The 25,367-nt window shown below is 72.2% G+C and carries 26 protein-coding genes; 10 read left to right on the top strand and 16 right to left on the bottom strand.

What is annotated here, in order from left to right; all coding sequences use genetic code 11:
- The 13 genes from AB0M18_RS28565 to AB0M18_RS28505 all read right to left on the bottom strand — a co-directional run.
- Positions 1-2,004 (bottom strand): homocysteine S-methyltransferase family protein (locus tag AB0M18_RS28565; RefSeq protein ID WP_365762926.1); only part of this gene is annotated, 2,004 nt, incomplete at its 3' end.
- Positions 2,001-2,984: a carbohydrate kinase family protein gene (locus AB0M18_RS28560; RefSeq protein ID WP_365762924.1), complete on the bottom strand. Its 984-nt coding sequence runs from the start codon at positions 2,982-2,984 to the stop codon at positions 2,001-2,003. The genes AB0M18_RS28560 and AB0M18_RS28565, both read right to left, overlap by 4 nt.
- 16 nt (positions 2,985-3,000) lie before the next feature.
- On the bottom strand, positions 3,001-4,209 hold the full coding sequence (gene metK, locus AB0M18_RS28555) for a methionine adenosyltransferase (protein WP_365762922.1): 1,209 nt from the start codon (positions 4,207-4,209) through the stop codon (positions 3,001-3,003).
- Complete coding sequence (locus AB0M18_RS28550) at positions 4,206-4,451, bottom strand: acyl carrier protein (protein ID WP_365762920.1); 246 nt, start codon at positions 4,449-4,451, stop codon at positions 4,206-4,208. Before AB0M18_RS28550 ends, metK begins: the two co-directional genes overlap by 4 nt.
- 17 nt (positions 4,452-4,468) lie before the next feature.
- The gene (acpS, locus tag AB0M18_RS28545; RefSeq protein WP_365762918.1) at positions 4,469-4,936 is read right to left on the bottom strand and encodes a holo-ACP synthase; all 468 of its coding nucleotides are present in this window, start codon (positions 4,934-4,936) and stop codon (positions 4,469-4,471) included.
- 1 nt (position 4,937) lies between these two features.
- Positions 4,938-5,843 (bottom strand): hypothetical protein, encoded by a 906-nt coding sequence (locus AB0M18_RS28540; protein ID WP_365762916.1) that lies wholly within the window; start codon positions 5,841-5,843, stop codon positions 4,938-4,940.
- Positions 5,844-5,876: 33 nt separating this feature from the next.
- Positions 5,877-6,770, bottom strand: a complete 894-nt coding sequence (locus AB0M18_RS28535; RefSeq protein WP_365762914.1) for a diiron oxygenase — start codon at positions 6,768-6,770, stop codon at positions 5,877-5,879.
- A 23-nt stretch (positions 6,771-6,793) separates the two neighbouring features.
- Positions 6,794-7,837 carry a class I SAM-dependent methyltransferase gene (locus AB0M18_RS28530; protein WP_365762912.1) on the bottom strand — a complete coding sequence of 348 codons (1,044 nt, stop codon included), beginning with the start codon at positions 7,835-7,837 and terminating at the stop codon, positions 6,794-6,796.
- Complete coding sequence (locus tag AB0M18_RS28525) at positions 7,834-8,676, bottom strand: SAM-dependent methyltransferase (RefSeq protein WP_365762910.1); 843 nt, start codon at positions 8,674-8,676, stop codon at positions 7,834-7,836. The genes AB0M18_RS28530 and AB0M18_RS28525 overlap by 4 nt, the downstream gene beginning before the upstream one ends.
- Before the next feature lie 133 nt (positions 8,677-8,809).
- Positions 8,810-9,355 (bottom strand): MaoC family dehydratase, encoded by a 546-nt coding sequence (locus AB0M18_RS28520; RefSeq protein ID WP_365762908.1) that lies wholly within the window; start codon positions 9,353-9,355, stop codon positions 8,810-8,812.
- 127 nt (positions 9,356-9,482) lie between these two features.
- Positions 9,483-10,658, bottom strand: coding sequence for an aminotransferase class I/II-fold pyridoxal phosphate-dependent enzyme (locus AB0M18_RS28515; RefSeq protein WP_365762906.1), 1,176 nt, complete (start codon positions 10,656-10,658; stop codon positions 9,483-9,485).
- 108 nt (positions 10,659-10,766) lie between these two features.
- Positions 10,767-12,203, bottom strand: a complete 1,437-nt coding sequence (locus tag AB0M18_RS28510) for an MFS transporter (protein ID WP_365762904.1) — start codon at positions 12,201-12,203, stop codon at positions 10,767-10,769.
- 290 nt (positions 12,204-12,493) lie between these two features.
- Positions 12,494-13,579 carry a helix-turn-helix domain-containing protein gene (locus tag AB0M18_RS28505; RefSeq protein WP_365762902.1) on the bottom strand — a complete coding sequence of 362 codons (1,086 nt, stop codon included), beginning with the start codon at positions 13,577-13,579 and terminating at the stop codon, positions 12,494-12,496.
- Between the two features lie 99 nt (positions 13,580-13,678).
- On the opposite strand from AB0M18_RS28505, the gene AB0M18_RS28500 reads away from it, so the two are divergent.
- The 5 genes from AB0M18_RS28500 to AB0M18_RS28480 all read left to right on the top strand — a co-directional run bounded on the left by AB0M18_RS28500 (position 13,679) and on the right by AB0M18_RS28480 (position 18,003).
- Entirely contained in the window at positions 13,679-14,947 is a 1,269-nt protein-coding gene (locus AB0M18_RS28500) for an MFS transporter (protein WP_365762900.1), read from the top strand.
- Between the two features lie 35 nt (positions 14,948-14,982).
- On the top strand, positions 14,983-15,672 hold the full coding sequence (locus AB0M18_RS28495) for a hypothetical protein (RefSeq protein WP_365762898.1): 690 nt from the start codon (positions 14,983-14,985) through the stop codon (positions 15,670-15,672).
- An 80-nt stretch (positions 15,673-15,752) separates the two neighbouring features.
- Positions 15,753-16,376: a hypothetical protein gene (locus tag AB0M18_RS28490; protein ID WP_365762896.1), complete on the top strand. Its 624-nt coding sequence runs from the start codon at positions 15,753-15,755 to the stop codon at positions 16,374-16,376.
- A gap of 107 nt (positions 16,377-16,483) precedes the next feature.
- Positions 16,484-16,660: a MarR family transcriptional regulator gene (locus AB0M18_RS28485; protein WP_365762894.1), complete on the top strand. Its 177-nt coding sequence runs from the start codon at positions 16,484-16,486 to the stop codon at positions 16,658-16,660.
- Between the two features lie 131 nt (positions 16,661-16,791).
- The gene (locus AB0M18_RS28480; RefSeq protein ID WP_365762942.1) at positions 16,792-18,003 is read left to right on the top strand and encodes a Cmx/CmrA family chloramphenicol efflux MFS transporter; all 1,212 of its coding nucleotides are present in this window, start codon (positions 16,792-16,794) and stop codon (positions 18,001-18,003) included.
- Positions 18,004-18,033: 30 nt separating this feature from the next.
- Here AB0M18_RS28480 and AB0M18_RS28475 read toward each other — a convergent pair whose 3' ends face one another.
- Both AB0M18_RS28475 and AB0M18_RS28470 read right to left on the bottom strand, forming a co-directional pair.
- The gene (locus AB0M18_RS28475; protein ID WP_365762893.1) at positions 18,034-18,306 is read right to left on the bottom strand and encodes a DUF4031 domain-containing protein; all 273 of its coding nucleotides are present in this window, start codon (positions 18,304-18,306) and stop codon (positions 18,034-18,036) included.
- A complete protein-coding gene (locus tag AB0M18_RS28470) occupies positions 18,303-18,659 on the bottom strand; it encodes a hypothetical protein (RefSeq protein WP_365762891.1) in 357 nt (118 codons plus the stop codon). Before AB0M18_RS28470 ends, AB0M18_RS28475 begins: the two co-directional genes overlap by 4 nt.
- Positions 18,660-18,722: 63 nt before the next feature.
- Between AB0M18_RS28470 and AB0M18_RS28465 the strand changes: the two genes are divergently transcribed.
- The 5 genes from AB0M18_RS28465 to AB0M18_RS28445 all read left to right on the top strand — a co-directional run bounded on the left by AB0M18_RS28465 (position 18,723) and on the right by AB0M18_RS28445 (position 23,746).
- Positions 18,723-19,709, top strand: a complete 987-nt coding sequence (locus tag AB0M18_RS28465; RefSeq protein ID WP_365762889.1) for a MurR/RpiR family transcriptional regulator — start codon at positions 18,723-18,725, stop codon at positions 19,707-19,709.
- Between the two features lie 145 nt (positions 19,710-19,854).
- Complete coding sequence (gene murQ, locus AB0M18_RS28460) at positions 19,855-20,754, top strand: N-acetylmuramic acid 6-phosphate etherase (RefSeq protein WP_365762940.1); 900 nt, start codon at positions 19,855-19,857, stop codon at positions 20,752-20,754.
- Between the two features lie 42 nt (positions 20,755-20,796).
- The gene (locus AB0M18_RS28455; RefSeq protein WP_365762887.1) at positions 20,797-22,353 is read left to right on the top strand and encodes a PTS transporter subunit EIIC; all 1,557 of its coding nucleotides are present in this window, start codon (positions 20,797-20,799) and stop codon (positions 22,351-22,353) included.
- 152 nt (positions 22,354-22,505) lie between these two features.
- Positions 22,506-23,303 carry a hypothetical protein gene (locus AB0M18_RS28450; protein WP_365762885.1) on the top strand — a complete coding sequence of 266 codons (798 nt, stop codon included), beginning with the start codon at positions 22,506-22,508 and terminating at the stop codon, positions 23,301-23,303.
- On the top strand, positions 23,300-23,746 hold the full coding sequence (locus tag AB0M18_RS28445; protein ID WP_365762883.1) for a GntR family transcriptional regulator: 447 nt from the start codon (positions 23,300-23,302) through the stop codon (positions 23,744-23,746). Before AB0M18_RS28450 ends, AB0M18_RS28445 begins: the two co-directional genes overlap by 4 nt.
- Positions 23,747-23,750: 4 nt before the next feature.
- Here AB0M18_RS28445 and AB0M18_RS28440 read toward each other — a convergent pair whose 3' ends face one another.
- Positions 23,751-25,295: an alpha/beta hydrolase gene (locus AB0M18_RS28440; RefSeq protein WP_365762881.1), complete on the bottom strand. Its 1,545-nt coding sequence runs from the start codon at positions 25,293-25,295 to the stop codon at positions 23,751-23,753.
- Positions 25,296-25,367 lie beyond the last annotated feature (72 nt).

Genomic DNA, 25,367 nt, shown 5'->3' with positions numbered 1-25,367 from the left:
CCGCTCGACCAGCGCCGCGTCCAGATCGGCCTCCAGACCGTTCTTCTCACCATCGACGATCCGTCGCTTCAGCCGCTCCTCCAACGGAAGCGCAAGCAGCTCCTCCGCCTTGCCGGCCTTCAACGACTTCGCCGTCGCGCCCTCGAACAGCTCAAGGAGCTTCTGCAACGGGTCATAGCCCTCCCGCCGCCGGTCGTAGATCAGATCGAGCGCGACCTCGACCTGCTCCGGCTCCAGGCGCGCGATCGGCAGGATCTTCGACGCGTGCACGATCGCCGAGTCCAGACCCGCCTTCACGCACTCGTCCAGGAACACCGAGTTCAGGACGATCCGTGCGGCCGGATTGAGCCCGAAGGAGATGTTGGAGAGCCCCAACGTGGTCTGCACATCGGGGTGGCGCCGCTTGAGCTCGCGGATCGCCTCGATCGTGGCGATGCCGTCGCCCCGCGACTCCTCCTGACCCGTGCAGATCGTGAAGGTGAGGGTGTCGATCAGGATGTCGGACTCCCTGATCCCCCACCGCCCCGTCAGGTCCTCGATGAGCCGCTCCGCGATCGCGACCTTGTCCTCGACCGTGCGGGCCTGGCCCTTCTCGTCGATCGTGAGCGCCATCAGCGCCGCGCCGTGCTCCCGCGCGAGGGTCGTGACCTGCGCGAACCGCGACTCGGGCCCGTCGCCGTCCTCGTAGTTGACCGAGTTGAGCACCGCCCGGCCGCCCAGCTTCTCCAGGCCTGCCCGCAGCACCCCCACCTCGGTGGAGTCGAGCACGATCGGCAGCGTGGAGGCCGTGGCGAAGCGCCCGGCCAGCTCCGCCATGTCGGCGGCGCCGTCCCGGCCGACGTAGTCGACGCACAGGTCGAGCATGTGCGCGCCCTCGCGGATCTGGTCGCGCGCCATCTCGACGCAGTCGTCCCAGCGGCCCTCCAGCATGGCCTCGCGGAACTTCTTCGAGCCGTTGGCGTTGGTCCGCTCGCCGATGGCCAGATACGAGGTGTCCTGCCGGAACGGCACATGGCTGTAGAGCGAGGACGCACCCGGCTCGACGACCGGCGTCCTGGCCGGCACGGCCGCGCCCCGCACCCGGTCCACGATCTCCCGCAGGTGCTCGGGTGTCGTACCGCAGCAGCCGCCCACCAGCGCCGGGCCGTAGTCCCGTACGAACGCCTCCTGGGCGTCCGCCAGTTCCCTCGGCGACAGCGGATAGTGCGCGCCGTCCGACGTGAGGACCGGCAGGCCGGCGTTCGGCATCACGGACACCGGGATCCTGGCGTGCCGCGACAGATGCCGCAGGTGCTCGGCCATCTCCGCGGGTCCGGTCGCGCAGTTCAGGCCGATCATGTCGATGCCCAGCGGCTCCAGGGCCGTCAGGGCGGCGCCGATCTCCGAGCCGAGCAGCATCGTGCCCGTCGTCTCGACCGTCACCTGCACGATCAGCGGCAGGTCCATGCCGAACTCGTCAAGGGCCCGCCGGGCGCCGATGACGGCCGCCTTCGTCTGCAGGAGGTCCTGCGAGGTCTCCACGAGCAGCGCGTCCGCGCCGCCCGCGAGCAGCCCCTCGGCGTTCTGCCGGTACGCGTCCCGCAGCGGCTCGTACGTGACGTGGCCGAGGGTCGGCAGCTTCGTGCCCGGGCCCATCGAGCCGAGCACCCAGCGGGTCCGCCCGTCCCGTGCCGTGAACCCGTCCGCGACCTCGCGCGCGATCCGCGCGCCCGCCTCCGACAGCTCGTACACGCGCTGCTCGATGCCGTACTCGGCGAGCGCCGCCAGGTTCGCGCCGAAGGTGTTGGTCTCGACGCAGTCCACGCCCACCGAGAAGTAGGCGTCGTGGACGGAGGCGACGACATCGGGCCGTGTGACGTTCAGGATCTCGTTGCAGCCCTCCAGGTTCTGGAAGTCGTCCATCGACGGGTCGGCGGCCTGGAGCATGGTGCCCATCGCCCCGTCGGCGACGACGACCCGCCTCGCGAACTCCTCACGGAGGGACGGCCTCGGGGATCCACTCATGTCAGCCCCCTCAGATGGGTGACGAGCGTCGCCGTGCAGCCGACGCCGTACGTCGTGCGGATCCGGTCCAGGAGGGAGTCCCGGTGCAGCCGGTACTCCTGCGTCCCCACGTAGTCGAGGACGGTCGCGGCGACCGCGCAGCCCAGCTGGGCCGCGCACCGCTCGGGCACGCCCCACAGGGTTCCGGCGAGGAAGCCGGCCCGGAAGGCGTCGCCGACGCCGGTGGGGTCGACCACGCCCGCGACCGGCACCGCCGGCACGGCGAGCGGGTCCCGGCCCTCGCCCCGGACGCGTACCCCGGCCTCACCATGGGTGGTGACCCAGGTGCCGACGTGCTGGAGCACCCGCGCCTCGCTCCAGCCGGTCTTCTCCAGGAGCAGCGCGGTCTCGTACTCGTTGGTGAACAGGAAGCGGGCCCCGTCCACCAGTTCCCGCACCTGGCCGCCGTCGAGCCGGGCCAGCTGCTGGGACGGGTCGGCGGCGAAGGGCACCCCGAGCTCGCGGCAGGCGCGGGCGTGCCGCAGCATCGCCTCGGGGTCGTCCGGGGAGACGAGCACCAGGTCGAGGCGCCCGGTGCGGGTGAGGACGTGGCGCAGGTCGATCTCGCGGGCCTCGGCCATCGCCCCGGCGTAGAAGGTGGCGATCTGGTTCTGCGCCCGGTCGGTGGTACAGACGAACCGGGCGGTGTGGAGCGACTCGCTGACGCGCACCGAGTCGGTGTCCACACCGTGGTCCTTCAGCCAGATCCGGTACGGCTCGAAGTCGGCGCCCACCGCCCCCACGAGGACCGGGCGCAGGCCGAGCACGCCGAGTCCGAAGGCGATGTTCGCTGCCACTCCGCCGCGCCTGACCTCCAGGTTGTCGGCGAGGAACGACAGGGAGACCGTGTCGAGCCGGTCGGCGATCAGCTGCTCGCTGAACCAGCCGGGGAAGGTCATCAGATGGTCGGTCGCGATGGATCCGGTGACAGCGATACGCATCTCTTCGCAGCTCCCCTCAGATCCCCGCGGCCTGCTTCAGCGCGTCGACCCGGTCGGTGCGCTCCCAGGTGAACTCCGGCAGCTCGCGGCCGAAGTGCCCGTACGCCGCCGTGGCCGCGTAGATGGGCCGCTTCAGGTCCAGGTCGCGGATGATCGCGGCCGGCCGCAGGTCGAAGACCGCGCTGACGGCCTCCTGGATCCGCTCGTCGGGCAGAGTTCCGGTGCCGAAGGTCTCCACGAACAGACCGACCGGCTCGGCCTTGCCGATGGCGTACGCGACCTGCACCTCGGCGCGCCGGGCCAGTCCCGCCGCGACGATGTTCTTGGCCACCCAGCGCATGGCGTACGCGGCGCTGCGGTCCACCTTCGACGGGTCCTTGCCGGAGAAGGCCCCGCCGCCGTGCCGGGCCATGCCGCCGTACGTGTCGATGATGATCTTCCGGCCGGTGAGGCCGGCGTCGCCCATCGGGCCGCCGATCTCGAAGCGCCCGGTCGGGTTCACCAGGAGCCGGTAGCCGTCGGACTCCAGGCTCACGCCCTCCTCGGCCAGCTGCTTCAGGACGTGCTCGACGACGTGCTCGCGCACGTCCGGGGCGAGCAGGCCCTCGACGGAGATGTCCGCGGCGTGCTGGGAGGACACCACCACCGTGTCGAGGCGGACCGGCCGGTCGCCGTCGTACTCGATGGTGACCTGGGTCTTCCCGTCCGGGCGCAGGTACGGCACGGTGCCGTCCTTGCGGACCTCGGTCAGGCGGCGGGAGAGGCGGTGCGCGAGCGCGATCGGCAGCGGCATCAGCTCGGCGGTGTCGTCGCAGGCGTAGCCGAACATCAGGCCCTGGTCGCCGGCGCCCTGGGCGGCGAGCTCGTCGCCCTCGCCCTCGACGCGGGACTCGTAGGCGGTGTCGACGCCCTGCGCGATGTCCGGGGACTGCGCGCCGATGGACACCGAGACGCCGCACGAGGCGCCGTCGAAGCCCTTCGCGGAGGAGTCGTAACCGATGTCGAGGACCGCGTCGCGCACCAGCTGGGCTATCGGCGCGTAGGCGGCGGTGGTGACCTCGCCGGCGATGTGCACCTGGCCGGTGGTGATCAGGGTCTCGACGGCGACGCGGGAGTGCGGGTCCTGGGCGAGGAGCGCGTCGAGGATCGTGTCGCTGATCCGGTCGGCGATCTTGTCGGGGTGGCCCTCGGTGACGGACTCCGAGGTGAAGAGGCGGCGGCTCATGCCTGCACCGCCGTCTTGAAGAAGTGCTGCTCGATGGCGGCGAGGGTCCGGATGGAGTCGACCTCCAGGGTCTCCATCTGGATCGCGGTGCCGCTCTCCTGCTCCAGCAGGAAGACGAACTCGACGAAGGACAGCGAGTCGATGAGCCGGTTCTCGATCAGGTCGAGGTCGGGGGCGATGTCCTCGCGCTCCGGGTGACGCTCGAGGATCCAGCTCTTCACCGTCTGCAGGCCGTCGGCCATGATGCTTCTCCTTTGAGCTACTGCTCGATCGAGGTGCTGGTTGCGTAGGGGGCGGTCGTGGGGGTGGGGGCGATGATCGGCGCGGCGACCGCGACCGCGTAGTCCACGTCGTGGCTGATGGACACGGTGATCTCGGAGATGCCGGACTCCCGGGCCATCCCGGCCGCGGGTCCGCGCAGCTCCACCAGCGGCCAGCCGCCCTCGGAGCGGCGTACGACGATGTCCGTCCAGGGCAGGAACCTGCCCCTGACGCGTAACGTCTTGAAGGCCGCTTCCTTGGCCGCGATCCGGCCGCACAGGCTCAGGATGTCGAGCCCGCCGGCCGTGCGGCAGTCGTCGAGTTCGCCGGGGGTGAGCATCCGCTCGAAGAACTTCTCCCCGTACTGCGAGAGGAGTCTGCGGACACGGTTGACGGACACGATGTCCATGCCGAGGTTCGCCCAGCCCAGGCCGCCCGCCGGCGGGGCCACGGGACGGGCCGGCACGTCAGATCACCGGCCCGGCCGCGAGACTCGCATCGGTGCGCATGCGGGCGTTCGCTTCGAGGACCGCCTCGGTCGCGGCGGCCCAGCCGCCGTGCCGGCGGGTCAGCGCCGACAGCCAGCGTTCCAGGCCGAAGGCGACGCAGCTGGTGAAGGCGGGACCGCCGGAGGACTCCAGGGTGATGTCGCAGCGGTCGCCGAAGAAGTTCCGGTGCGTGTTGACCGAGGCGATGGCCAGGTCCTCGTACAGGAACTCGTACTTCACCGGGGTGAGCCGCTGGAGGACGGCCTTGGAGCTGCCCTTGTCGAAGAAGGGGTCGCAAGCGGCCTCCCTGCGCAGCGGCAGGTCGAGCGCCGCGGCGAAGGCCTGGATGCGGGCGGTGAAGTCCGCCAGGTGGTGCTCGGCGTGCTCGCGCCCGCCGATGGCCACGATCTCCCGCATGCGGAAGCCGAGTTGGCGCCGCATCCCCTCGTAGTGGGTCTCCTTGCGGAAGCACCAGGAGCAGATCGTGACGAGGGTGTCGTCGGCGACCCGGGTGCCCTGGTGGGTCAGATAGACGGCGTAGCAGGACGCCGAGGGCAGTCCGAGCGCGGCCGGTTCGAGCGCGGCGGTCGGAAAGCAGCCGGTGTCGGTGGAGAAGGGCTCGGTCGCGCGGCGCTCCAGGTCGAGCGGGGCGGCGACGACGGCCTGATGGGGGAAGTTGTCGTAGTAGTCGAGCCGGGCCAGGTCGGCGGCCGGGAGCAGCGGGGGCATGGTCATCGGGCGGGCGCCCGCGGTCACGCCCCAGCCCTCGAAGGTGTCGTCGAGGAGGCGCAGCAGGCGCGTCCCCTCGGGGCCGAGCACGGGAAGTCCCCGTGTCGCGCCCTTGGTCTCCCCGGCGGTCTGCTTCGCGGGGGTCGTCACGGTCATGATCTCTTCACCTCTCGGGGCGGGTCCCGGCGCTCAGAGGACCGGCAGGGTGTCGTCGGAGAAGATCCCGATCTTCTGGAAGAAGGCCAGCGGCTTGCGGATGATCTTGCGCTCGACGGCGCGGCGGCGCTCGTCGGCGATCAGGCTCTTGCGCAGGGCGAGCGGGTCGGCGATGCCGGCGTCCTTGTACACCTGCGGGTTGTAGAGCGAGTTGACGCTGAAGACGACGTACCGCTTGAGGTACGCCTCGACCTCGCGGACCCGGTCGGCGCTGACCGCCTGGCACATGCGGGTGTAGAGCAGCGAGACCAGCTCGCGGCCGAAGGCGATGTGGCGGGACTCGTCCTGGTGGTGGATGCGGTTGACCTCGCGGATGGTGTGGCACAGGGACATGTCCTTGCCCATCAGCGAGTTGTGGTTGTCGACCAGCTCCTCGAAGAACAGGATGCGGGTGAAGACGAGGAAGTTCTCGATCTCGGGTTCCCAGGCGGAGTCCGCGCTCATGGCCGGGGAGCCGTAGATCTTGTTGCCGTAGCGCCGGCAGAACTCGGAGAAGAACCACATGTGTTCGTTCTCCTCGCCGATGAAGTGGTGGAAGAAGTCCGAGGGGACCTCGAAGCCCGGCATGTGGATGCGGCCGACGACCTCGATGAGGAGCTCGCGGATGCCGTGCACGTTGAGGCTGTAGAAGTTGATGGACTCCCACTTCGACAGGCGCTTGAGCGTGTCCTCGCCGAGCGTGTCGAAGTGGTCGGTGCCGTAGACGCTGAGCAGTTCCGGCGTCATCCAGAACTCGTTCTCCTCCAGCGTCTCGGGCCACTGGAAGGTCTGGTACGGGTTGTAGTAGTCCTCGACGGAGCGCTCGCTGAGGCGCGCGAGGACTTCCATGAACCGGTCGGTGATCGGCAGGGCGGCGGTGGTCGCCATCGGGCGGTCCCTTCGGAGTGGGGTTACGGCCGGACTTCGTAGACCGCGTTGACCGGGGTCTCGGTGGCGCGGCGCCAGCGGGTGAAGCCGGCCTCCTCGGCGATGGCGCGGAAGGCCTTCTCGCCGGAGTGGTTGCCGAGCGCGTGCGGGCCGCGCTGGGCGACCGCGACGGGCAGGCACATCACGGCGGACAGGGCCATGAACATGCGGGCGGCGGGGGTCTGGGTGTCGATGTCGGCGGGCGACACGTTCGACTCGACGAGCATCCAGGTGCCGTCGGCGTCGAGCGACTTGTGCACGTGCTGGGCGGCGGCGACCGGGTCGCCCATGTCGTGCAGGGCGTTGAAGAAGCAGACCAGGTCGTAGCCGGAGCCCGGGTAGTCGTCGGCCGAGGCGACGTCGAAGACGACGCGGTCGGACAGACCGGCCTCCTCGGCGAGCTGCCGCGCGATGGAGATGGCCTCCTCGGAGTAGTCGAAGCCGTGGACGGTGGCGTTCGGGAAGGCCTTGGCGATGAGCAGGGTGGTGTGGCCGACGCCGCAGCCGACGTCGGCGACGGTGCCGCCGGCCCCGAGCTTGTCGGTCACCTCGTGCAGGGACGGCAGCCAGTCGGGGACGAGCTTGTGCTCGTACGTCGGCTGGAAGAAGGAGCCCATGCCGGTGTCGAGCGCCGCGTCGTGCTCGGCCCAGCCGACGCCGTCGCCGGTCCGGTACGCCTCGACGAGCAGGTCCTCGGTGGCGTACAGCGCCTTCAGGGCGGTGAAGAACCCGGCGGCGTACGTGACGGCGGTCGGGTCGGCGAGGACCTCGACGTGGTCGGCGGGCAGGGTGTACGTGAGCGAGCTCGGGTGCCGCTCCACGTACCCGGCGGAGAGCTGGGCGTGCAGCCACTCCTCGATGTAGCGCTCGTTCGTGCCGGTCTTCTCGGCGAGCTGCTCGGCGGTGAGGGGGCCGCTCTCCGCCAGCGCCTTGTAGAGGCCGAGCCGCTCGCCGAGGGCGACGGTCAGTCCGCGCACGGCCGCGCCGGCGTCGGTGATGACCTTCTGGTGGAAGTCGTGGGCGCTCATGCGGCCACCTCCTGCGGGCTCGAAGGGAGGTCACACGTGAAGAGGAAGGAGCGGGGCACGCGCGGGACGTCGCGGGCCGGCACCGGGTAGGGCCAGCGGTCGAAGTCGGCGCCGGGCTCGCCCGGCTGCTTGACCTCGCGCACCGCCCAGCCGCAGGCGTCGAGCAGCGCCTCGGGCTCCTCGGTGCCGAAGAGCCACGGGTTGCCGTCCTCTTCAAGGGCCTTCATGAAGGACCGGGCGAGCGGGTTCTCCAGGGCGGCCTTGGAGATGACGTCGCCGAGCAGCACGGAGCCGGGGGCGGCGTGCGCGGCGAGCAGCGAGATGAGGGTGCGGACGGCCTGCTCGGGCAGGAAGAACAGCAGGCCCTCGACGACCCAGAGGACCGGCTCGTCGCTCTTCCAGCCGGCCTCCTTCAGCGGGCCGGTCCAGTCCTGGGTGAGGTCGACGGGGACGGTGATCCGGGTACGGCCGGCCGGCGCGGGCTCCTGGGCCAGCATCTCGGCCTTGGCCGCGAGGAGCGCCGGGCGGTCCAGCTCGTAGACGGTGACGCCGTCGGGCCAGGGCAGCCGGAAGAAGCGGGTGTCCATGCCGGCGGCGAGGAAGACGACCTGCTTGATGCCGCGCTCCTCGACCGTCTTCACGATCTGGCGGTCCAGGTAGGTGGTGCGGATGGCGAGGAACGGCACGGTGCCGCCGCCGGCGTAGCGCTCGAGCAGTTCGAAGCCGATCTGGTCGGCGACGGTGCGCGCGTAGGGATCGGCGAACAGCCGGTCCTCGCGCTCGGTCTCCAGGGCACGCGCGGCGGCGGTCCACTGGGCGGTGCGGGATACGGCCTCCACGGGAGGTCTCCCTTCACTGGTGGCTTCAGGGGTCGTTTCAGGGGTCGCTTCAGGGGTCGTTTCACAGGTGGGGGGGGTGTTCGGACGGCCGTGTTCAGGGCCGGGCCCGACGGCGGACGGATCCGTCGGTGCCTCAGGCGCTCATGGCCGCTGCGACAGGGCTCTTCCTCGTACCGCCGCAGCACCCGGCGGGGTCCGCGGCCGCGGGCATCGACGACAGATGACCGGCCTCGGAACCGGCGGGACGGCGCCGGAAGATGCTGTGCAGGATCATGCTGAACACGGCCGTCCCGTCGGCGGCCACCAGCGTGCAGCGCGGCTTGACGGTGCCGCTGGTGGGGTTGAACGGCGACGGGGTCGCGCCGAGGATCTCGACGCGCGCCTTCAGGACGTCGCCGGGGCGTACGGGACGCAGATAGCGGACCTCGTCGATGCCGGGCGAGCCCATGCAGGCGCTGTAGGCGAGCAGCCCGTCGACGTAGCGGCGCATGAACATCGCCTGCGTGTGGAAACCGCTGGCGATCAGTCCGCCGAACTGCGAGTCCTTGGCGAGCTCGGGGTCCGTGTGGAAGGGCTGCGGGTCGAAGCGCTTGCCGAACTCCAGCACCTCCTCCGCCGTGACGGTGACGGTGCCCAGCTCGTGGACGTCGCCGGGCCGGAAGTCCTCGAAGTAGCGCATCTCGCGCCCTCCTTGACCTAGGAGTGGTCGTTTCCTGGCATCACCCAATCTACGAATCGATCATTTATTTTGTCAACCCAAAAGAAGCCGGAACCTGCCCCTGAACCACCCCCGAACCACCCCCGAATCACCCCCAGTCGAGGGCCTGTCGGACGTCCGCCCAGAGGTCCTCGACGTCCTCGACGCCGACCGACATGCGGACGAGCCCGGGCGCGATGCCGGCGGCCGCGAGCGCCTCGGCGTCCAGCTCGCGGTGGGAGGTGGAGGCGGGGTGGGTGACCAGCGATTCCACGCCGCCGAGGGAGAGCGCGAGCTTCGCGACCCGTACGCCCTCGATGAAGGCCCGCCCGGCCTCCCGGCCGCCCGCGAGCTCGAAGGACAGCAGCCCGCCGCCGCCCGCGAGCACCTTGCGGGCCGTGGCGTACGAGGGATGGCCGCCCAGCCACGGGTAGTGCACGGCCGTGACGTCGGGGCGCGAGGCGAGCCGTTCGGCCAGGACGGCGGCGTTGGCGCAGTGCTCGCGCATCCGCAGCGGGAGGGTGGGAATGCCGCGCAGGGTCAGCCAGGCGGCGAACGGGTCGGCGCACGCGCCGAGTTCGACCGTGCGCGGCCAGACGGCGCGGCGCAGCGCGTCGTCGGCGAAGACGGCGGCACCGCCGAGGACGTCGGAGTGGCCGGAAAGGTACTTGGTGGTGGAGTGCACGACGACGTCCGCGCCGAGTTCGAGCGGCCGGCACAGGACGGGCGAGGCGAGGGAGTTGTCGACCAGGCTCGCGACCCCGATCCGGCGGGCGGCGGCGAGCAGCCCGGGCAGCTCGGGCACCTGCCCGGTGGGGTTGGCGATCGTCTCCAGGACGAGCAGCCGGGTCGCCGGGTGCTGTGCGGCCGCCTCGAACTCGGCGACGTCGTCACCGGATATGTACGTGACGTGGATGCCGTAGCGCGCGGCCAGGTCGGACAGGACGGCGTAGGTCCCCCCGTACAGGCAGCGCTGCGCGACCACCCGGTCCCCGGGCTTGAGCAGCGCGAGCAGCACCCCGCTGATCGCGCCCATCCCGGACGCGAAGGCGATGGCCCCGGCGCCCCCTTCGAGCCCGGCGAGGGTCTGCTCCAGGGCCCGTACGGTCGGATTGCCGCGCCGGCTGTAGACGTACTGCCCGTCGGGCCCGGCCATCGCCTCGGCGAGCTCGTCGGCGGAGGAGAAGGCGAAGGCGGAGGACTGGACGAGGGGCACGGAGAGCGGGTGACTGCCGGGCGGGAGGGGCGGGTTGGCGATGTGCACGGCACGGGTGGTGAGCTCCACGGTGTTCCTTCCGTTCTGGACCTGTGGATACGGGAAAGGGGCCGCCCGACCTCCGGCGTACCGGACATCGGGCGGCCCCTCGGGGTCGGTTCGGGGTGGGTCAGGCGTCTACGCGGAGACCTTCTCGCTCTGCGGGGCGGCGGCCGGGGCGTCGGCGGCGGGCGCCTTGTCGGACTTCATCACCAGGAGGGTGATGACTCCGCCGGCCGCGGCGATGATCGCGGCGCCGATGAAGGCGGAGGAGAAGCCCTCGGTCAGCTTGGGCAGGTTGCCGAGCTGGTCGGCGCCCTGCGACATGGCGACGGCGGTGAGCGCGGCGAGGCCGAGCGCGGAGCCGACGTTGTAGGTGGTGTTGACGATGCCGGAGGCGAGACCGGCCTGCTCCTGCGGGGCGCCGGACATGGCGGTCATCATCGTGGGGATGTAGGCGAGGGACATGCCGAGCGCGGCGACCAGCGAGGCCGGCAGGACGTCGACCAGGAAGGTGCCGGTGGGCTCGACGGCGGCCAGCCAGACCAGACCCGCGGCGAGGACGAGCAGACCGATGCCGATGAGGGGCTTGGCGCCGACCTTCGCCATCAGGCGGGCGGTGATGGCCGTCATGAAGATCATGAGGAGCACGGTCATCGGGAGCAGCGCGGCGCCGGAGGCGAAGGCCCCGTAGCCGAGGACCTGCTGGAGGTAGAGGTTGAGGAAGTACCACATCGGGATCCAGGCGGCGCCGAGCAGCGTCATCGCCAGGTTGGCGGAGCCGAGGCGCGGGACCCGCCAGACGCTGAGCGGCATGAGCGGCTCGCGGATGGCCTGCTGGATCACGAAGAAGAGACCGATGAGGACGGCGGCGCCGATCAGCTCCAGGACGGTGGCGGTGGCGCCCCAGCCGACCTCGGGGGCACGGACGACGGCGAAGACACCGAGGGCGAGACCGGCGGTCACGGCGACGGCGCCGATGACGTCGACGGAGCCGCGACGGGACTCGACGTTCGGGAGGAGCTTGGTCGCGGCGAGGGTCGCGAGGCCGATCGGGACGTAGATGACGAAGCACAGCTGCCACCAGGCCCACTCGGTGAACACACCGCCGAGGAAGACGCCGGCGGTGCCGCCGGCCGGGGCCGCGGCGCCGTAGAGGGCCATCGCCTTGCCGAGCTCACGCGGGTCGTGCATGAAGAGCATCATCAGCAGGGTCATCGCGGAGGGTGCGATGAGCGCACCGCCGACGCCCTGGACGGCGCGGCCGACGATCTCGACCCAGGCGGTCTGGGCGGCCGCCGCGACGATCGAGCCCGCGATCATGATCGCCCAGCCGGAGACGAAGATCCTGCGGGCTCCGACGAGGTCGGAGAGGCGGCCGCCGAGGAGCAGCAGACCGCCGAAGACGATCACGTAGGCGTTGAAGACCCACTGCAGCTCGCCCTGGGAGAAGCCCAGCTCCTGCTGCATCTTCGGCAGCGCGACGCCGATGATCGAGGTGTCCATGATGACCATGAACTGCGCGGCGGCGAGCACGGCAAGTGCCCACCAGCGCCGGGGATTGACGGTTGACATTGCCCTGACCCTTCACTCGCGGTTCCATACCCCTGGGGGGTACCTGCACGGAGGACCGTAGCATACCCATGGGGGGTATGTAAGAGTGAGATGAGGGCGCCGCGCGGAAGAGCCGGGAACGGCTGGAAACCGCTGGAGACCGCTGAAGGCCGCTGACCGCTGGAGACCGCTGGAGACCGCTGGAGACCGCTGGAGACCGCTGGAGACGAGTGCGCCCCGGAGTCCTGGGGACTCCGGGGCGCACTCGCCGTCCTTCCGGCCGTTCTTCCGTTCCGGCAGACCTGAGCCGCTCAGCGCAGTACGGCCTCCAGCAGGTCGGTCCCCAGCGCCGCCAGATCGGTCAGACGGGCGGAGTAGCGGACGTAGCGCCCCTGCCGCCGGGCCGTGACCAGGCCCGCGCGGCGCAGGACGGCGAGATGGCGGGAGACCTCCGGGGGCGAGAGCTCCCAGGCGCGGGCCAGCTCACCGTTGGTGTGCGAGCCGCGGGCCAGGGTGCGCAGCAGCCGCAGCCGTACCGGATGCGCGAGCGCTTCGAGCCGTAGCGTGACCGTCTCCAGTGACACCGGCTCCGGCGAACTCGCCTCGGCCACGGGGTACTGCACCACCGGCTGCCACCCGGGCGCGTGGACCACCACCAGGTGCGGACGGCCGAAGACACTGGGGAGGAAGGTGACCCCGGCGCCGTGGGCGGCGGTCGCGTTGTCCTGCAGCTTGTCCACGATGATGCTGTTGCCGTCCGGCGCCAGGGTCACGGCGCCGGAGACCGATGCGAGTGCCGCCCCGACGCCCTGGCGCTTCAGCAGGTCGTTCTTCAGGCGCAGGTCGGTGCCGAGTCGCACGGCGACATCCGCCCAGGCGGCGTCGAAGAAGGCCTCGGCGCACTGTTCGAGGGTGTGCCGCACCCGTGCCCGCACAGCGGCCGGGTCCGCGAGCAGCCGTTCCGCGAAGGTCTCCTGCAGCGCGCCGCGGGCCTGGGCCAGGTCCAGGGCCCGCTCGCGCGCCGCCGCGTCGGAGAGCGGCGACGGCGCGGCGAAGTGGACCCGGTTGCTGCCGCACGTGGTGACCAGCGCGGCGGTCACGTACGTCTCGTCGTCGATCCGGTCCACGTCGTCCAACTCCTCGGCGAGGGTGGCCCGGGGACGAGCCGGGACCAGGAAGTCCGCCCGTGAGGAACGCCAGAGGAACTCCGCCTCCCTGAGCCGCTCGGCCAGCTCCGGCCGCAGCCCGGCCCAGACGTCCCCGGCCCAGCCGGCGAGCTGCGGGTGATGCCCGGGTTCGGCCAGCACATGCAGCATCGCGGTCAGCTCGGCCAGCGGAGAGGCGGCGAACCTCAGTCGTCCGGACGGCAGGCCGCCGATGTCGATCCTCAGCGTCATCCCCTCAGCATCGCCGGTCGGACGGCCGACGACCGCGCCGTTTGACGGTGACCGTCAACCGACATGGCCGGCCCGGCGGCCGAACGGACCGTTGGCGTCATGGCAACTCTCACCAAGAACCCGACCCCGGCCCCGGCCCGGCGGGGAGTCTTCCGGCCGCGCGCCCTGGTCCGTGCCTCCGGAGGCCCCCGCTATGCCGTCGCCCTGGCCGTGGACGCGCTCGGCACCGGCCTGCTGCGGCCCTTTCTGCTGCTCTACGGGGTGACGGTGCTGAGGCTGTCCGCGTCGGCCACCGGCATCGCCATGACGGTCGGCGTCGTCACGGGTCTGGCGTGCATGCCCGCTGTCGGCCGATGGCTCGACCGGGGCGCGCGCAGCACGGTCGTGGCGGCGTCGATGCTGGTGCGGGTCCTTGGCGTGGCGCTGCTGCTCGCCACCCCGGCGGGGCACGTCTGGCTGTTCGCGACGGCGGCGCTCTTCCTCGGTATCGGCAACCAGGCGTGGCCCGCCGCCCACGCGGCCCTCGTGGCCACGGTCGCCCAGGGCCGCGAGCGCGACGCCGCTCTCGCGGGCGGCCGCGCCCTGCGCAACGCCGGCCTGGGCGTGGGCGCCCTCCTTGCCACCGCCTGCCTGGCGGGCGGCACCACCGCGCTACGGGCGCTGGCAGCCGTCACCGGACTCGCCTATCTCGCCGCGGCGGCCCTGGCACGGTCGGTCCACCTGCGCGCGGATCCGGCCGCCGCCCCGGCCGAGGACGGGGCCGACGGGCCGGTCGACGGACCCGCCGACGGGCCGGTCGACGGGCCCGCGCCCCGGATGCGCGCGCTGCTCGCCGCCAACGTGATCTACGTCTTCTGCCTCAACGTCCCCGAAATCGCGCTCCCCCTCATCCTGGTGACGCAGTTGCATGCGTCCCCCGTGTGGTCGGCGGCGATCTTCGTGGCCAACACGGTGCTCGTGGTCACCCTGCAGGTTCCGGTCACCGTCCTGTTGTCCCGCTTCTCCCGGCGGACCGTGCTGGCTCTCGCCGGCGTGGTCCTCGCCGTGTCCTACCTCGGCTTCCTCGCGGCCACCGCGCTGGAACACGGCTGGGGTGCTCCGGCCGTCGCCACGGTGTCCGTGGTCTGCACCCTCGGCGAGATCGTGTACGCCGGCAGCGCGACGGCGCTCGTCACCACCCTCGCCCCGGCCCATGTCCTGGGGCGCGCCCTGGCCCGCTTCCAGCTCTCGACGGGCTTCGGCCTCGCCGTGTCCCCGGCCGTCATCACCGCTCTCGCCTCCCGGGGCCCGGCCGCCCTCTGGGGCGGCCTCGCCGCCGCGACGCTGCTGTCCGCCGGCGCTGTCGCCACCGCCGAGAAGGACGCCTGAGGGGTACGCCGGGTCGCGGGCGGCAGAATGCCCTCATGACCGCCCCGATGAAGGCAGACCAGGCAGACCGGGAGCAGGAACTGCTCCACCGCTGGACCACGACGCTGCTCGCGGCGCGGGCCGGCCGCGAGGGGCCCGACCCCGTCCCGTACGGCCGCAATCTCCTCCACCGCTGGAATGAACCCCAGCGCCGCTATCACACCGTCGACCACCTGCGGGCGGTGCTGAGGCGCATCGACGAACTGGCCGACCAGGGCGGCGAGGGCGGGGAGCTGGAACTCGTACGCCTCGGCGCCTGGTTCCACGACGCCGTCTACCGTCCCGACCGCAGCGAGAACGAGGAGCGCTCCGCCGCCCTGGCGGAACTGGCCCTCACCGAAGCCGGTCTGACGAAGCACGAGGTCGCGGAGGTCGCCCGCCTCGTCCGCCTCACGGTCACCCACGACCCGTCCCCCGGCGACCTGAACGGCGAGACGCTCTGCGACGCGGACCTCGCGATCCTGGCGAGCGACCGGGATACCTACAGGGGGTATACGGCGGCGGTCCGCGAGGAGTACGCCTTCGTCCCGGACGACGCCTTCCGCGAGGGCCGCGCCGCCATCCTCCGCCACCTCCTCTCCCTGCCCCGCCTGTTCCGGACCCCGTATGGCGCGGCGGCCTGGGAGGAGCGGGCCCGGGAGAACCTGGAACGGGAGCTGAGGGAACTCACGGATTCGGCGGGATGAAGGCCTGAACGCGGTTCTGTAGTCTCCGAGTTGATCATTCGAATGATCAACGGATCAGCGTGAACGGGGAAGACATGAGCATGCGTGACATCCGAGCGGTGACCCGGGTCGTCGGCCGCCGAACCGCGCTGCGCTACCTGGCCATCGGCGCCGGAGCCTCGCTGCTCGCCGCCTGCGGCACGGGTAACGGCGGTGGCGGCAAGAGCAAGAGCGGGGACGGAAGCGGGAGTACGGGCGGGACCGGCGGGACCGGTGGCGGCCAGCCGAAGCCGAAGCCGACGGTCGCCGAGCGGGCCCTCACCGCGTTCGTGAGCGGCAAGTGGTCGATCACGTCGCAGATCGCAGGCGACGAGAAGCCCGTCACCTACACCGCGAACATCACCGATGGCTGGTGGACCCTGGAATTCGGCGAGGGCCAGACATCGAACAGCATGTGGGACATCTCCGGCGGCCGCCTGTCCGTGCAGGTGCCGGAGAAGCTGGGCAGCGGCGAGGACGGCGACGTGGAGGAGGCTGCGGCCTCGAACGTCCCCGCCACCGTGGGCGACGCCTTCTCCCTGGTCCTCCCCTGGCAGCCGCCCGGCGCCTCCGGCACCGGCGGCGGCGAGAAGCTCAGCGTGGACTACTCGGCCAAGACCGGCACGCTGCGCATCCGCCACATCGACGGCAGCAGCGTGAGCACGCACACCTGCACCCGGGTCTGACCGCCGCACAGCCCGTCCCGGAGTCCGAGCCGCGCAAATCCTGACTTCGTCAGGCCTCGGCCGGACGCCGGGCGACCGGACGGTCTGGCTCTGGGAGTACGACCCTGATGGCGGTGCTCGCCGCGCTCGCCGACTTCGGGCCGCACGCGCAGCGGGAGCCGGTGGTACGGCTCGGGGTGGACGCCAGTGACATGACCAAGGTGATCGACCAGCTGGCCGCGGCCGGCTGGGTCGAGCGGCGTGTCCTGCACGCCCTGCTGCTCCGTGTGTACCAGGAGCTGTAGGTCCCGACCCGTCCCGTCCCGCCCGTCCCGTATCGCGAGATGTTCACTCACCGAGGAATGACAGGCACAAACCGCAGGTTGCCCATGTCATGCCGCCTTCTTCCGCCGAGACCGCCGCCCCGCCCACCCGCATGCCCCTGGCCGTCTACATCCTCGGCCTCTCCGTCTTCGCGCTCGGCACGAGCGAGTTCATGCTCTCCGGGCTGCTCCCGCCCATCGCGGAGGACATGAACGTGTCCATCCCGCGCGCCGGCCTGCTCATCTCGGCCTTCGCGATCGGCATGGTGGTGGGCGCGCCGCTGCTCGCCGTGGCCACCCTCCGGCTCCCCCGCAAGACCACCCTGGTCGCCCTGATCACGCTCTTCGGCCTCGGTCAGGTCGCCGGCGCGCTCGCGCCGAACTACGCGGTGCTCTTCGTCTCGCGCGTGGTCAGCGCACTCGCCTGCGCCGGGTTCTGGGCGGTCGGCGCCGCCGTCGCCATCGCGATGGTGCCGATGGGCGCCCGCGCCCGCGCCATGGCCGTGATGATCGGCGGCCTGTCCATCGCCAACGTGCTCGGTGTCCCGGCCGGCGCCTTCCTCGGCGAGCACCTCGGCTGGCGGTCCGCCTTCTGGGCCGTCGCCGTCGCCTCCGCGATCGCCCTCGTCGGCGTCGTCACCCGCATCCCGCACATCCCCCTCCCCGAGACGAAGCCCCGGCTCAAGGGCGAGCTGGTCATCTACCGCGACCGGCAGGTGCTGCTCTCCGTCCTGGTCACCGCCCTCGCCGCCGGCGGCGTCTTCTGCGCCTTCTCCTACCTGGCCCCGCTGCTCACCGACGTGTCCGGCCTCGACAAGGGCTGGGTCTCCGGCGTCCTCGCCCTCTTCGGCATCGGCGCCCTCCTCGGCACGTACATCGGCGGCCGCGTCGCCGACGCCCACCTCTTCGGCGTCCTCCTCACCGGCATCACCGCCTCCACCGTCTTCCTCGTCGCCCTGGCCCTGTTCGCGTCCAGCCCGGTGGCGACCGTCGCGCTGACCTTCCTCCTCGGCGTCTCCGCGTTCTACACGGCCCCCGCCCTCAACGCCCGCATGTTCAACGTCGCGGGCGCCGCCCCCACCCTCGCCGGCGCCACGACCACCGCCGCCTTCAACCTCGGCAACACCGGCGGCCCCTGGCTCGGCGGCACGGTCATCGACGCCGGCCTCGGCTTCGCCTCCCCGGCCTGGGCGGGCGCCGCGATGACCCTCCTCGGCCTGGCCGCGGTCGCGCTCTCGCTCCGCCTGAGCACGTCCCGCTCGCGCGTGGTCATGGGCGTGTCGACGACGACGGAACCGGAGCGGACCCCAGTCGCATCCCGCTGAGCGACGACACGGCCGCCCACTGAGCGTCGGTCAGACGACCGACGGGCGCCCCTTCGGCCGGCGCAGCCCCGCCGCCGTCAGCCTGCGCAGCAGCTCCTTCGAACCGACCTCGACCGCGCCGGCCGCGACCGCCGCCGCGTAGTAGTCGGAGGGCACGTCGTAGTGGTCGCGCTCGAAGGCGCGGGGCGGGCAGCCGATCGACGCCGCGAAGACATGAAGCTCGTCGAACGAGACGTCGCTGACCAGGTGGGACCACATGCGGCCGTGGCCGGGCCAGGTGGGCGGGTCGATGTAGAGGGTCACGTCAGGCCGCCCACCGGGGCGACGACGACTCCCTGCTTGCCGCAGACCCAGTGCGGGTCCGGTCCCATCTCCGGCTCGACGTCGAGCGCGTGCGGGTCGCCGGAGGAGCAGACCGGGCACAGCGGCCAGCGCCCGTACCGTTCGAGGAGGGCGTCCTGGACGTCCTGGGCGACCAGGCCCGCCACGAACGCCCGGCCCTCCGGCCACTGCTCGACCCACCAGCGCCGGTGCGCGACGGCGTCCTCCACCATCGACACGACCTCGGCCATGGCGACCTCGCGGGCCGCGAGGTCGGCGAGGACCAGGGCGCGGGCGGCATGGAGGCACTGCTCCACGGGGTCGATGTCGTCCATGTTCACATTGTCACCCTTGTTCGGGCCCTTGACGGTCCCCACAGCCGAAAATATCTTTCACGTGTGACCAATGATGTGAAGGAAAGTTTCACCGGCGCGACCGGGCAGGCGCCGACCGGGCAGCCGGCGACCGGCCAGCCGACGACCGCGTCCGGCCAGCCCGCCGCCGCCCCGCCCGCCCCCGCAGCCCTCGCGGCGAAGGTGCGGACCCTGGCCCCCTCCATGACCCGCTCCATGCAGCGGGTCGCCGAGGCCGTCGCCGGGGACCCGGCCGGCTGCGCCGCCCTCACCGTCACCGGTCTCGCCGAGCTCACCGGCACCAGCGAGGCGACCGTCGTCCGCACCGCCCGCCTCCTCGGCTATCCGGGCTACCGCGACCTGCGGCTCGCGCTCGCCGGCCTCGCCGCGCAGCAGCAGTCCGGCCGCGCGCCCTCGGTCACCGCCGACATCGCCGTCGACGACCCGGTCGCCGACGTGGTCGCCAAGCTGGCGTACGACGAGCAGCAGACCCTCGCCGACACCGCCGCCGGGCTCGACACCGTCCAGCTCGGCGCCGCCGTCGCCGCGCTCGCCGCCGCCCGCCGCATCGACATCTACGGCATCGGCGCCTCCGGCCTGGTCGCCCAGGACCTCGGCCAGAAGCTGCTGCGCATCGGCCTGATCGCGCACGCGCACAGCGACCCGCACCTGGCGGTCACCAACGCCGTGCAGCTGCGCTCCGGCGACGTCGCCATCGCGATCACCCACTCCGGCTCGACCGGCGACGTCATAGAACCGCTGCGCGTGGCCTTCGACCACGGCGCCACGACGGTCGCCATCACCGGCCGCCCGGACGGCCCGGTGGCGCAGTACGCCGACCACGTACTGACCACCTCCACCGCCCGCGAGAGCGAGCTGAGACCCGCGGCCATGTCGTCCCGCACCAGCCAACTCCTGGTCGTGGACTGCCTGTTCACCTGTGTCACGCAGCGTACGTACGAGACGGCGGCCCCTGCCCTCGCGGCCTCGTACGAAGCCCTGGCGCACCGCCACACCCCCCGCAACCGCTGACAGCAGCCGAACGCCTGAGAGAGCCGCCCCCGTGCCCACGCCGTCCACTTCGTCCGCCTCATCCGCGTCGTCCGCGTCGTCCGCGTCGTCCGCGTCCAGTCACTCCGATGCCTCCGACCACTCCGACACCTCCGACTACTCCGAGCTGCGCGCCCAGCTCGCCACCCTCACCACCGAGGCCTTCCGCCCCGAGCTCGCCGAGATCGACCAGCTGCCGACCGCCGAGATCGCCGCGCTGATGAACCGCGAGGACCAGACCGTCCCCGCCGCCGTCGCCAGGCAGCTCCCGGCCATCGCCGCCGCCATCGACGCCACCGCCGAGCGGATGTCCCGCGGCGGCCGGCTGATCTACCTGGGCGCCGGGACCGCGGGCCGGCTCGGCGTGCTCGACGCCAGCGAGTGCCCGCCCACCTTCAACACCGACCCCTCCGAGGTCGTCGGCCTGATCGCCGGCGGCCCGTCCGCCATGGTCAAGTCCGTCGAGGGCGCGGAGGACTCGAAGGAACTCGCCGTCGAGGACCTGACCGCGCTCGGGCTCACCGCCGCCGACACGGTGGTCGGCATCTCCGCCTCCGGCCGCACCCCGTACGCCATCGGCGCCGTCGAGCACGCGCGCGCCCTCGGCGCACTCACCATCGGCCTGTCCTGCAACCTGGACAGCGCGCTCGCCGCGGCCGCCGAGCACGGCATCGAGGTCGTGACGGGGCCCGAACTCCTCACCGGTTCCACCCGGTTGAAGGCCGGCACGGCGCAGAAGCTCGTACTCAACATGATCTCGACGATCACCATGATCCGGCTCGGCAAGACCTACGGAAACCTGATGGTCGACGTCCGCGCCTCCAACGACAAGCTCCAGGCCCGCTCGCGCCGCATCGTCGCGCTGGCCACCGGGGCGCCGGACGAGCAGATCGAGACCGCGCTCGCCGCCGCCGACGGAGAGGTGAAGACGGCGATCCTGATGATCCTCGCCGACATCGATGCCAAGGCCGCCGACCAGCGGCTTCGCGACACCCACGGCCACCTGCGCGCGGCGCTGCACGCATAGGCCCCGAGCCCCCCGACCCCGCACAGCAAGGCACCACCGCACATGAGCACAGACGACAAGAACCGCGCCATCGCCGCCGCGATCCTCCCCCTCGTCGGCGGCCCGGAGAACATCGGCTCCGTGGCCCACTGCATGACCCGGCTCCGCCTCGGTCTGCGGGACCGCTCGCTCGTCCAGGACGAGGCCCTGAAGGCCCTGCCGTCCGTGATGGGTGTGGTGGAGGACGACACGTACCAGATCGTCCTGGGCCCGGGGACGGTCGCGAGGGTGACCCCGGAGTTCGAGGCGCTGGTGGCGGAAGCGGCGCCCCAGCCCCCACAGCACGGCGCGGCAGAACTGGCGGACCGGGGCGCGGCCATCAAGGCGGCGCAGAAGGCCAAGAACGCGACCCCCTTCAAACTGCTCCTCCGCCGGATCGCGAACATCTTCGTCCCGCTGATCCCCGCCCTCATCGGCTGCGGCATCATCGCCGGCCTCAACGGCCTGCTGATCAACCTCGGCGTACTGCCCGGCGTCACCCCGGCACTCGCCGCCATCGCGAGCGGCTTCATGGCGCTCATCGCGGTCTTCGTCGGCTACAACACGGCCAAGGAGTTCGGCGGCACGCCCATCCTCGGCGGCGCGGTGGCCTCCGTCATCGTCTTCGCGGGCGTCGCGAAGATCGAGGTCTTCGGCCAGACCCTCTCCCCCGGCCAGGGCGGTGTGCTCGGCGCGCTGGGCGCGGCGGTCCTCGCCGTGTACGTGGAGAAGTGGTGCCGCCGCTGGGTCCCGGAGGCCCTCGACGTCCTCGTCACCCCGACCCTGACCGTACTGGTCTCCGGCCTGGTCACGGTCTTCGGCCTGATGTACGCGGCCGGTGCGGTCTCCCAGGCCATCGGCGACTTCGCCGACTGGCTCCTCGCCCACGCGGGCGCGGGCGCGGGCTTCGTCCTCGGCGGCCTGTTCCTGCCCCTGGTGATGCTGGGCCTGCACCAGGCACTCATCCCCATCCACACCACACTGATCGAGCAGCAGGGCTACACCGTCCTGCTCCCGATCCTGGCGATGGCGGGCGCGGGCCAGGTCGGCGCGGCCATGGCGGTCTACCTTCGGCTCCCCCGCAACGGCTCGATCCGCCGCACCATCAGGTCCGCCCTCCCGGCCGGCCTCCTCGGCGTCGGCGAGCCCCTGATCTACGGCGTCTCCCTCCCCCTGGGCCGCCCCTTCGTCACCGCCTGCGTCGGCGGCGCCTTCGGCGGCGGCTTCGTCGGCCTCTTCAACATGCTGGGCGACAAGGTCGGCTCCACCGCCATCGGCCCCTCCGGCTGGGCCCTCTTCCCCCTCCTCGACGGCGACAAGGGCCTCGGCGAGACGGTCGCGATCTACGCGGGCGGGCTGCTCGTCGGCTATCTGGCGGGCTTCGTGGCGACGTACTTCTTCGGCTTCAGCAAGGAACTCCTGGAGGAGTTCGACGTGAACACGGAAGCGGAAGCGGAAGCGGAAGCGGAAGCGGAAGCGGAAGCGGAAAAGGACGGGGCGGAAAAGGAAAAGGACGGGGCGGGGAAGGCCGAACCGCCGACAGCGCCCACCGATGACGACCGACTGCCCACTCCGGCGTGATTCCGTACTGGAAGCTCGAATACGACCTCCGGGCCCGCCCTCGCGCCACACCGGCGCGGGGGCGGGCCCACTTGTACCGCCTGCTTGACACAAGCCCACCCCTCTGGCCATCTTGTACTCACCATTTGATACAAGTGCGCTCGGAGACCGTCATGCAGCCCCTCGACCCGCCCGTACCCCTGCCCCGCACCCTCCACGCGGGCCTGGCCGCCCGCTGGACGGGGCTCGTGCTCGGCGCCGGGCTCGCCTGGCTGCTGGCGGGCACCGACCGGCTCGGGATCGGACCCGGGCTCGGCCTGCTCGGGGCCGTGCCCGCGTTCGGGCTGTGCGCCGTGGCCGGGGTGCTCGTGGGAGACGCCCTGACGCCGAAGCAGACCGGCACCGTGCGCAGCGCCGCACTCACGCCGCGCCGGGTCCGCGACTTCCTGCCGCTCCGCCTCGTGTACGTGCTCACCGGCCAGGCCACCGTCCTGGTCACCCTGCTCACCGGCGCCGCGCTCACCGCCTCCGCCGACGACCTGGGCAGGGCCGGTCGCGCTCTCACCGCCGCCTGCGGCAGGCTGACCGAGTCGCACGGCCCCTGGCCCGGCCTGTTCTACGGCGTGCCGATCCTTGGCGCCCTCGCCCTCACCACCGCCGTCTGCGGCTACGCCCTGCACCGCGTCACCCGCCGCCCGGCCCCGGCCCCGACCGCGACCGCCGAGGCACGCGAGTCCGACGAACGGCAGCGCCACGACCACGCCCGCGCCCTCACCGCCGCCTGGGGCCTGACGGTCTGCGTCCCGCTCGCCGGATCCGCCTTCTTCGCCTGGGGCTCGCTGACCTCGCTGTCCTGCCTGGGCGCCACGGCCCAGACGCTCGGCTGGCTCCTGCTACCGGTCGCGGTGACGGCCCTCGGCACGGCGCTCTGGCTGCTGTTCACCCTCGTCACCCCTCGTACCACCACATGACCGGCGCGAACGGCACGAGCGGCACGAGCGGCACGAGCGGCACGAGCGGCACGAGCGGCACGAGCGGCACGAGCGGCACGACCGTACGCGTCGACACGGCGAGCCCGGTCCCCCCGTACGAACAGATCCGCGCCCGACTCGCCACGTTGATCCGCTCCGGGCGGCTCCCGACCGGCGAACGACTGCCCACCGTCCGCCAGCTCGCCGCCGACCTCGGCCTCGCCCCCGGCACGGTCGCGCGCGCCTACAAGGAGCTGGAGGCCGCCGGCCTGATCCGCACCCGCAGAGGCGCGGGCACGCGAGTCGCCCAGCCGCCGACGCGGCCGGACCCCGCCCCACTGGCCCGGCTGGCCGAGGAGTACGTCGCGGCCGCCCGCGCGCTGGGCGCGGACGACCAGGCGGTCCTGGCCGCCGTCGAGACCGCCCTGCGCTCCGCCCCCTGACGCCCTATCGGCAGGTCACATCGGCGGCCGGCCGCTCACCCGTCAGCAGGAAGCGGGTGACCGTCCGGTCGCCGCACGCGTTGCCGTTGGACAGGTACATGCCGTGGCCGCCGCGGTCGACCGAGACCATGCGGGCGCGGTCGCCGAGGGCCTCGCGCATCTTGAGGGCGGAGGAGTGCGGGGTGGAGGGGTCGCGGAGGCCCTGGATCATGAGGATGTTGGAGGGGCCGTCGGAGGTGAGGCGGGTGGGGCGCTCGACCGGGAGGTCCCTCCCGGCGCCCTTTCCGGCATCCTTCCAGGCGTCCTTCCAGAAGGAGCAGGGCGTGATGTTCACCGGCATGCCCGCCGTCAACGGGTGCGCGGCGCGGTCGGCGGCGACGGCACGACGGAAGGTCGGGACCTCGCCGCGCCAGCGCACGTCGTTGCACACCACGCCGACCGTGACGGCCGCGTCCGCGTCGGGCATCGGGCCGGCGAGCATCTGCGGCAGGACGGGGACCCCGGCCGGGTCGGAGGCCTGCTTGACCAGGCGCGCGAAGTCGGCGAAGGCGGCGTCGGAGTAGAGGGCGCTCTGGAGGGCCTGGCGCAGCAGGTTGCCGGTCAGCGGCACCCCGGGCGTGGTCGACGGCTTCGGCGCGCGGTCCAGGCGGGCGGCCAGGTCGAGGACCAGCGTCCGTACGTCCTCGGGCCGGTCCGCGAGCCGCAGGCCACCGCCCCCGGGAAGGTCCCGGTCCGGGTGCGCGGCCCAGGCCGCGAAGTCGGGGAAGCGGTCGTCGGCACCGCGCGCCATGTCGCGCAGCCAGCCCTGGGCGACCGTCGCCGGGTTCGGGTCGGCGCTGCTGTCGAGGACGATCCGGTCGGTGCGGCGCGGGAACCTCTGCGCGTACTGCGCGGTGACGTACGTGCCGTACGAGTTCGCCCACGCCGAGATCCGCCGCTCGCCGAGCGCCTGCCGCAGCCGGTCCATGTCCCGCACCTGGTTGGGCGTGGTCAGGCTGCGCAGCACGGCGCCGCCGTTGCGCGCGCAGGCCTCGGCCACCCGCCGCGACCGCTCGACGTTCTCGTCGATCGAGCCGTCGGCGGCGGGCCAGCTGCGCAGCGTCACCAGATGCCGGTCCGCCGCGTCGAGCCCGCAGTGCGCCTTCACGCTGCCGCCGACCCCGCGCGGATCGAAGGTCACCAGGTCGTACGCCCCGCCCAGCTGCTCCTTCAGCGCCGCGCCCTTCGTACTCAGCCGCTGCACGCCCGAGCTGCCGGGCCCGCCGGCCACCACGAGCAGGGTGCCTCGCCGGGCGCCGGGACCCGTGGCCCGGATACGGGACACGGCGAGGCCGACCTGGGGACCGCCGGGCCGGGCGTAGTCGAGCGGCACCCGGAGCGTGGCGCACTCCTGCCCGAGCCCGGCCGGCCCGCAGGCGCTCCAGGAGAGGGGCGGGGAGGCAGGGGAAGCAGGAAGAGCGGGGGAAGCGGGAGAAGCGGGGGCTGCCGGAGCGAGTCCAAGTGCCAGCGCGAGGGCGGCGGTTCCTGCGATGCCTGTGTAAGTTGTCATGGCACAAGACTTGTTGATTCACCATCAGCACCCCATCCGGCAGGCACGCCGGTACGGGGTGGGGCCAGCCCC

This window comes from Streptomyces sp. NPDC051909 (assembly GCF_040681095.1).
In the GTDB taxonomy this organism is placed as follows: Bacteria; Actinomycetota; Actinomycetes; order Streptomycetales; family Streptomycetaceae; genus Streptomyces.
The sequence above is the reverse complement of the archived record's forward strand: the minus strand, read 5'-3'. Positions and strand labels throughout refer to the sequence as shown.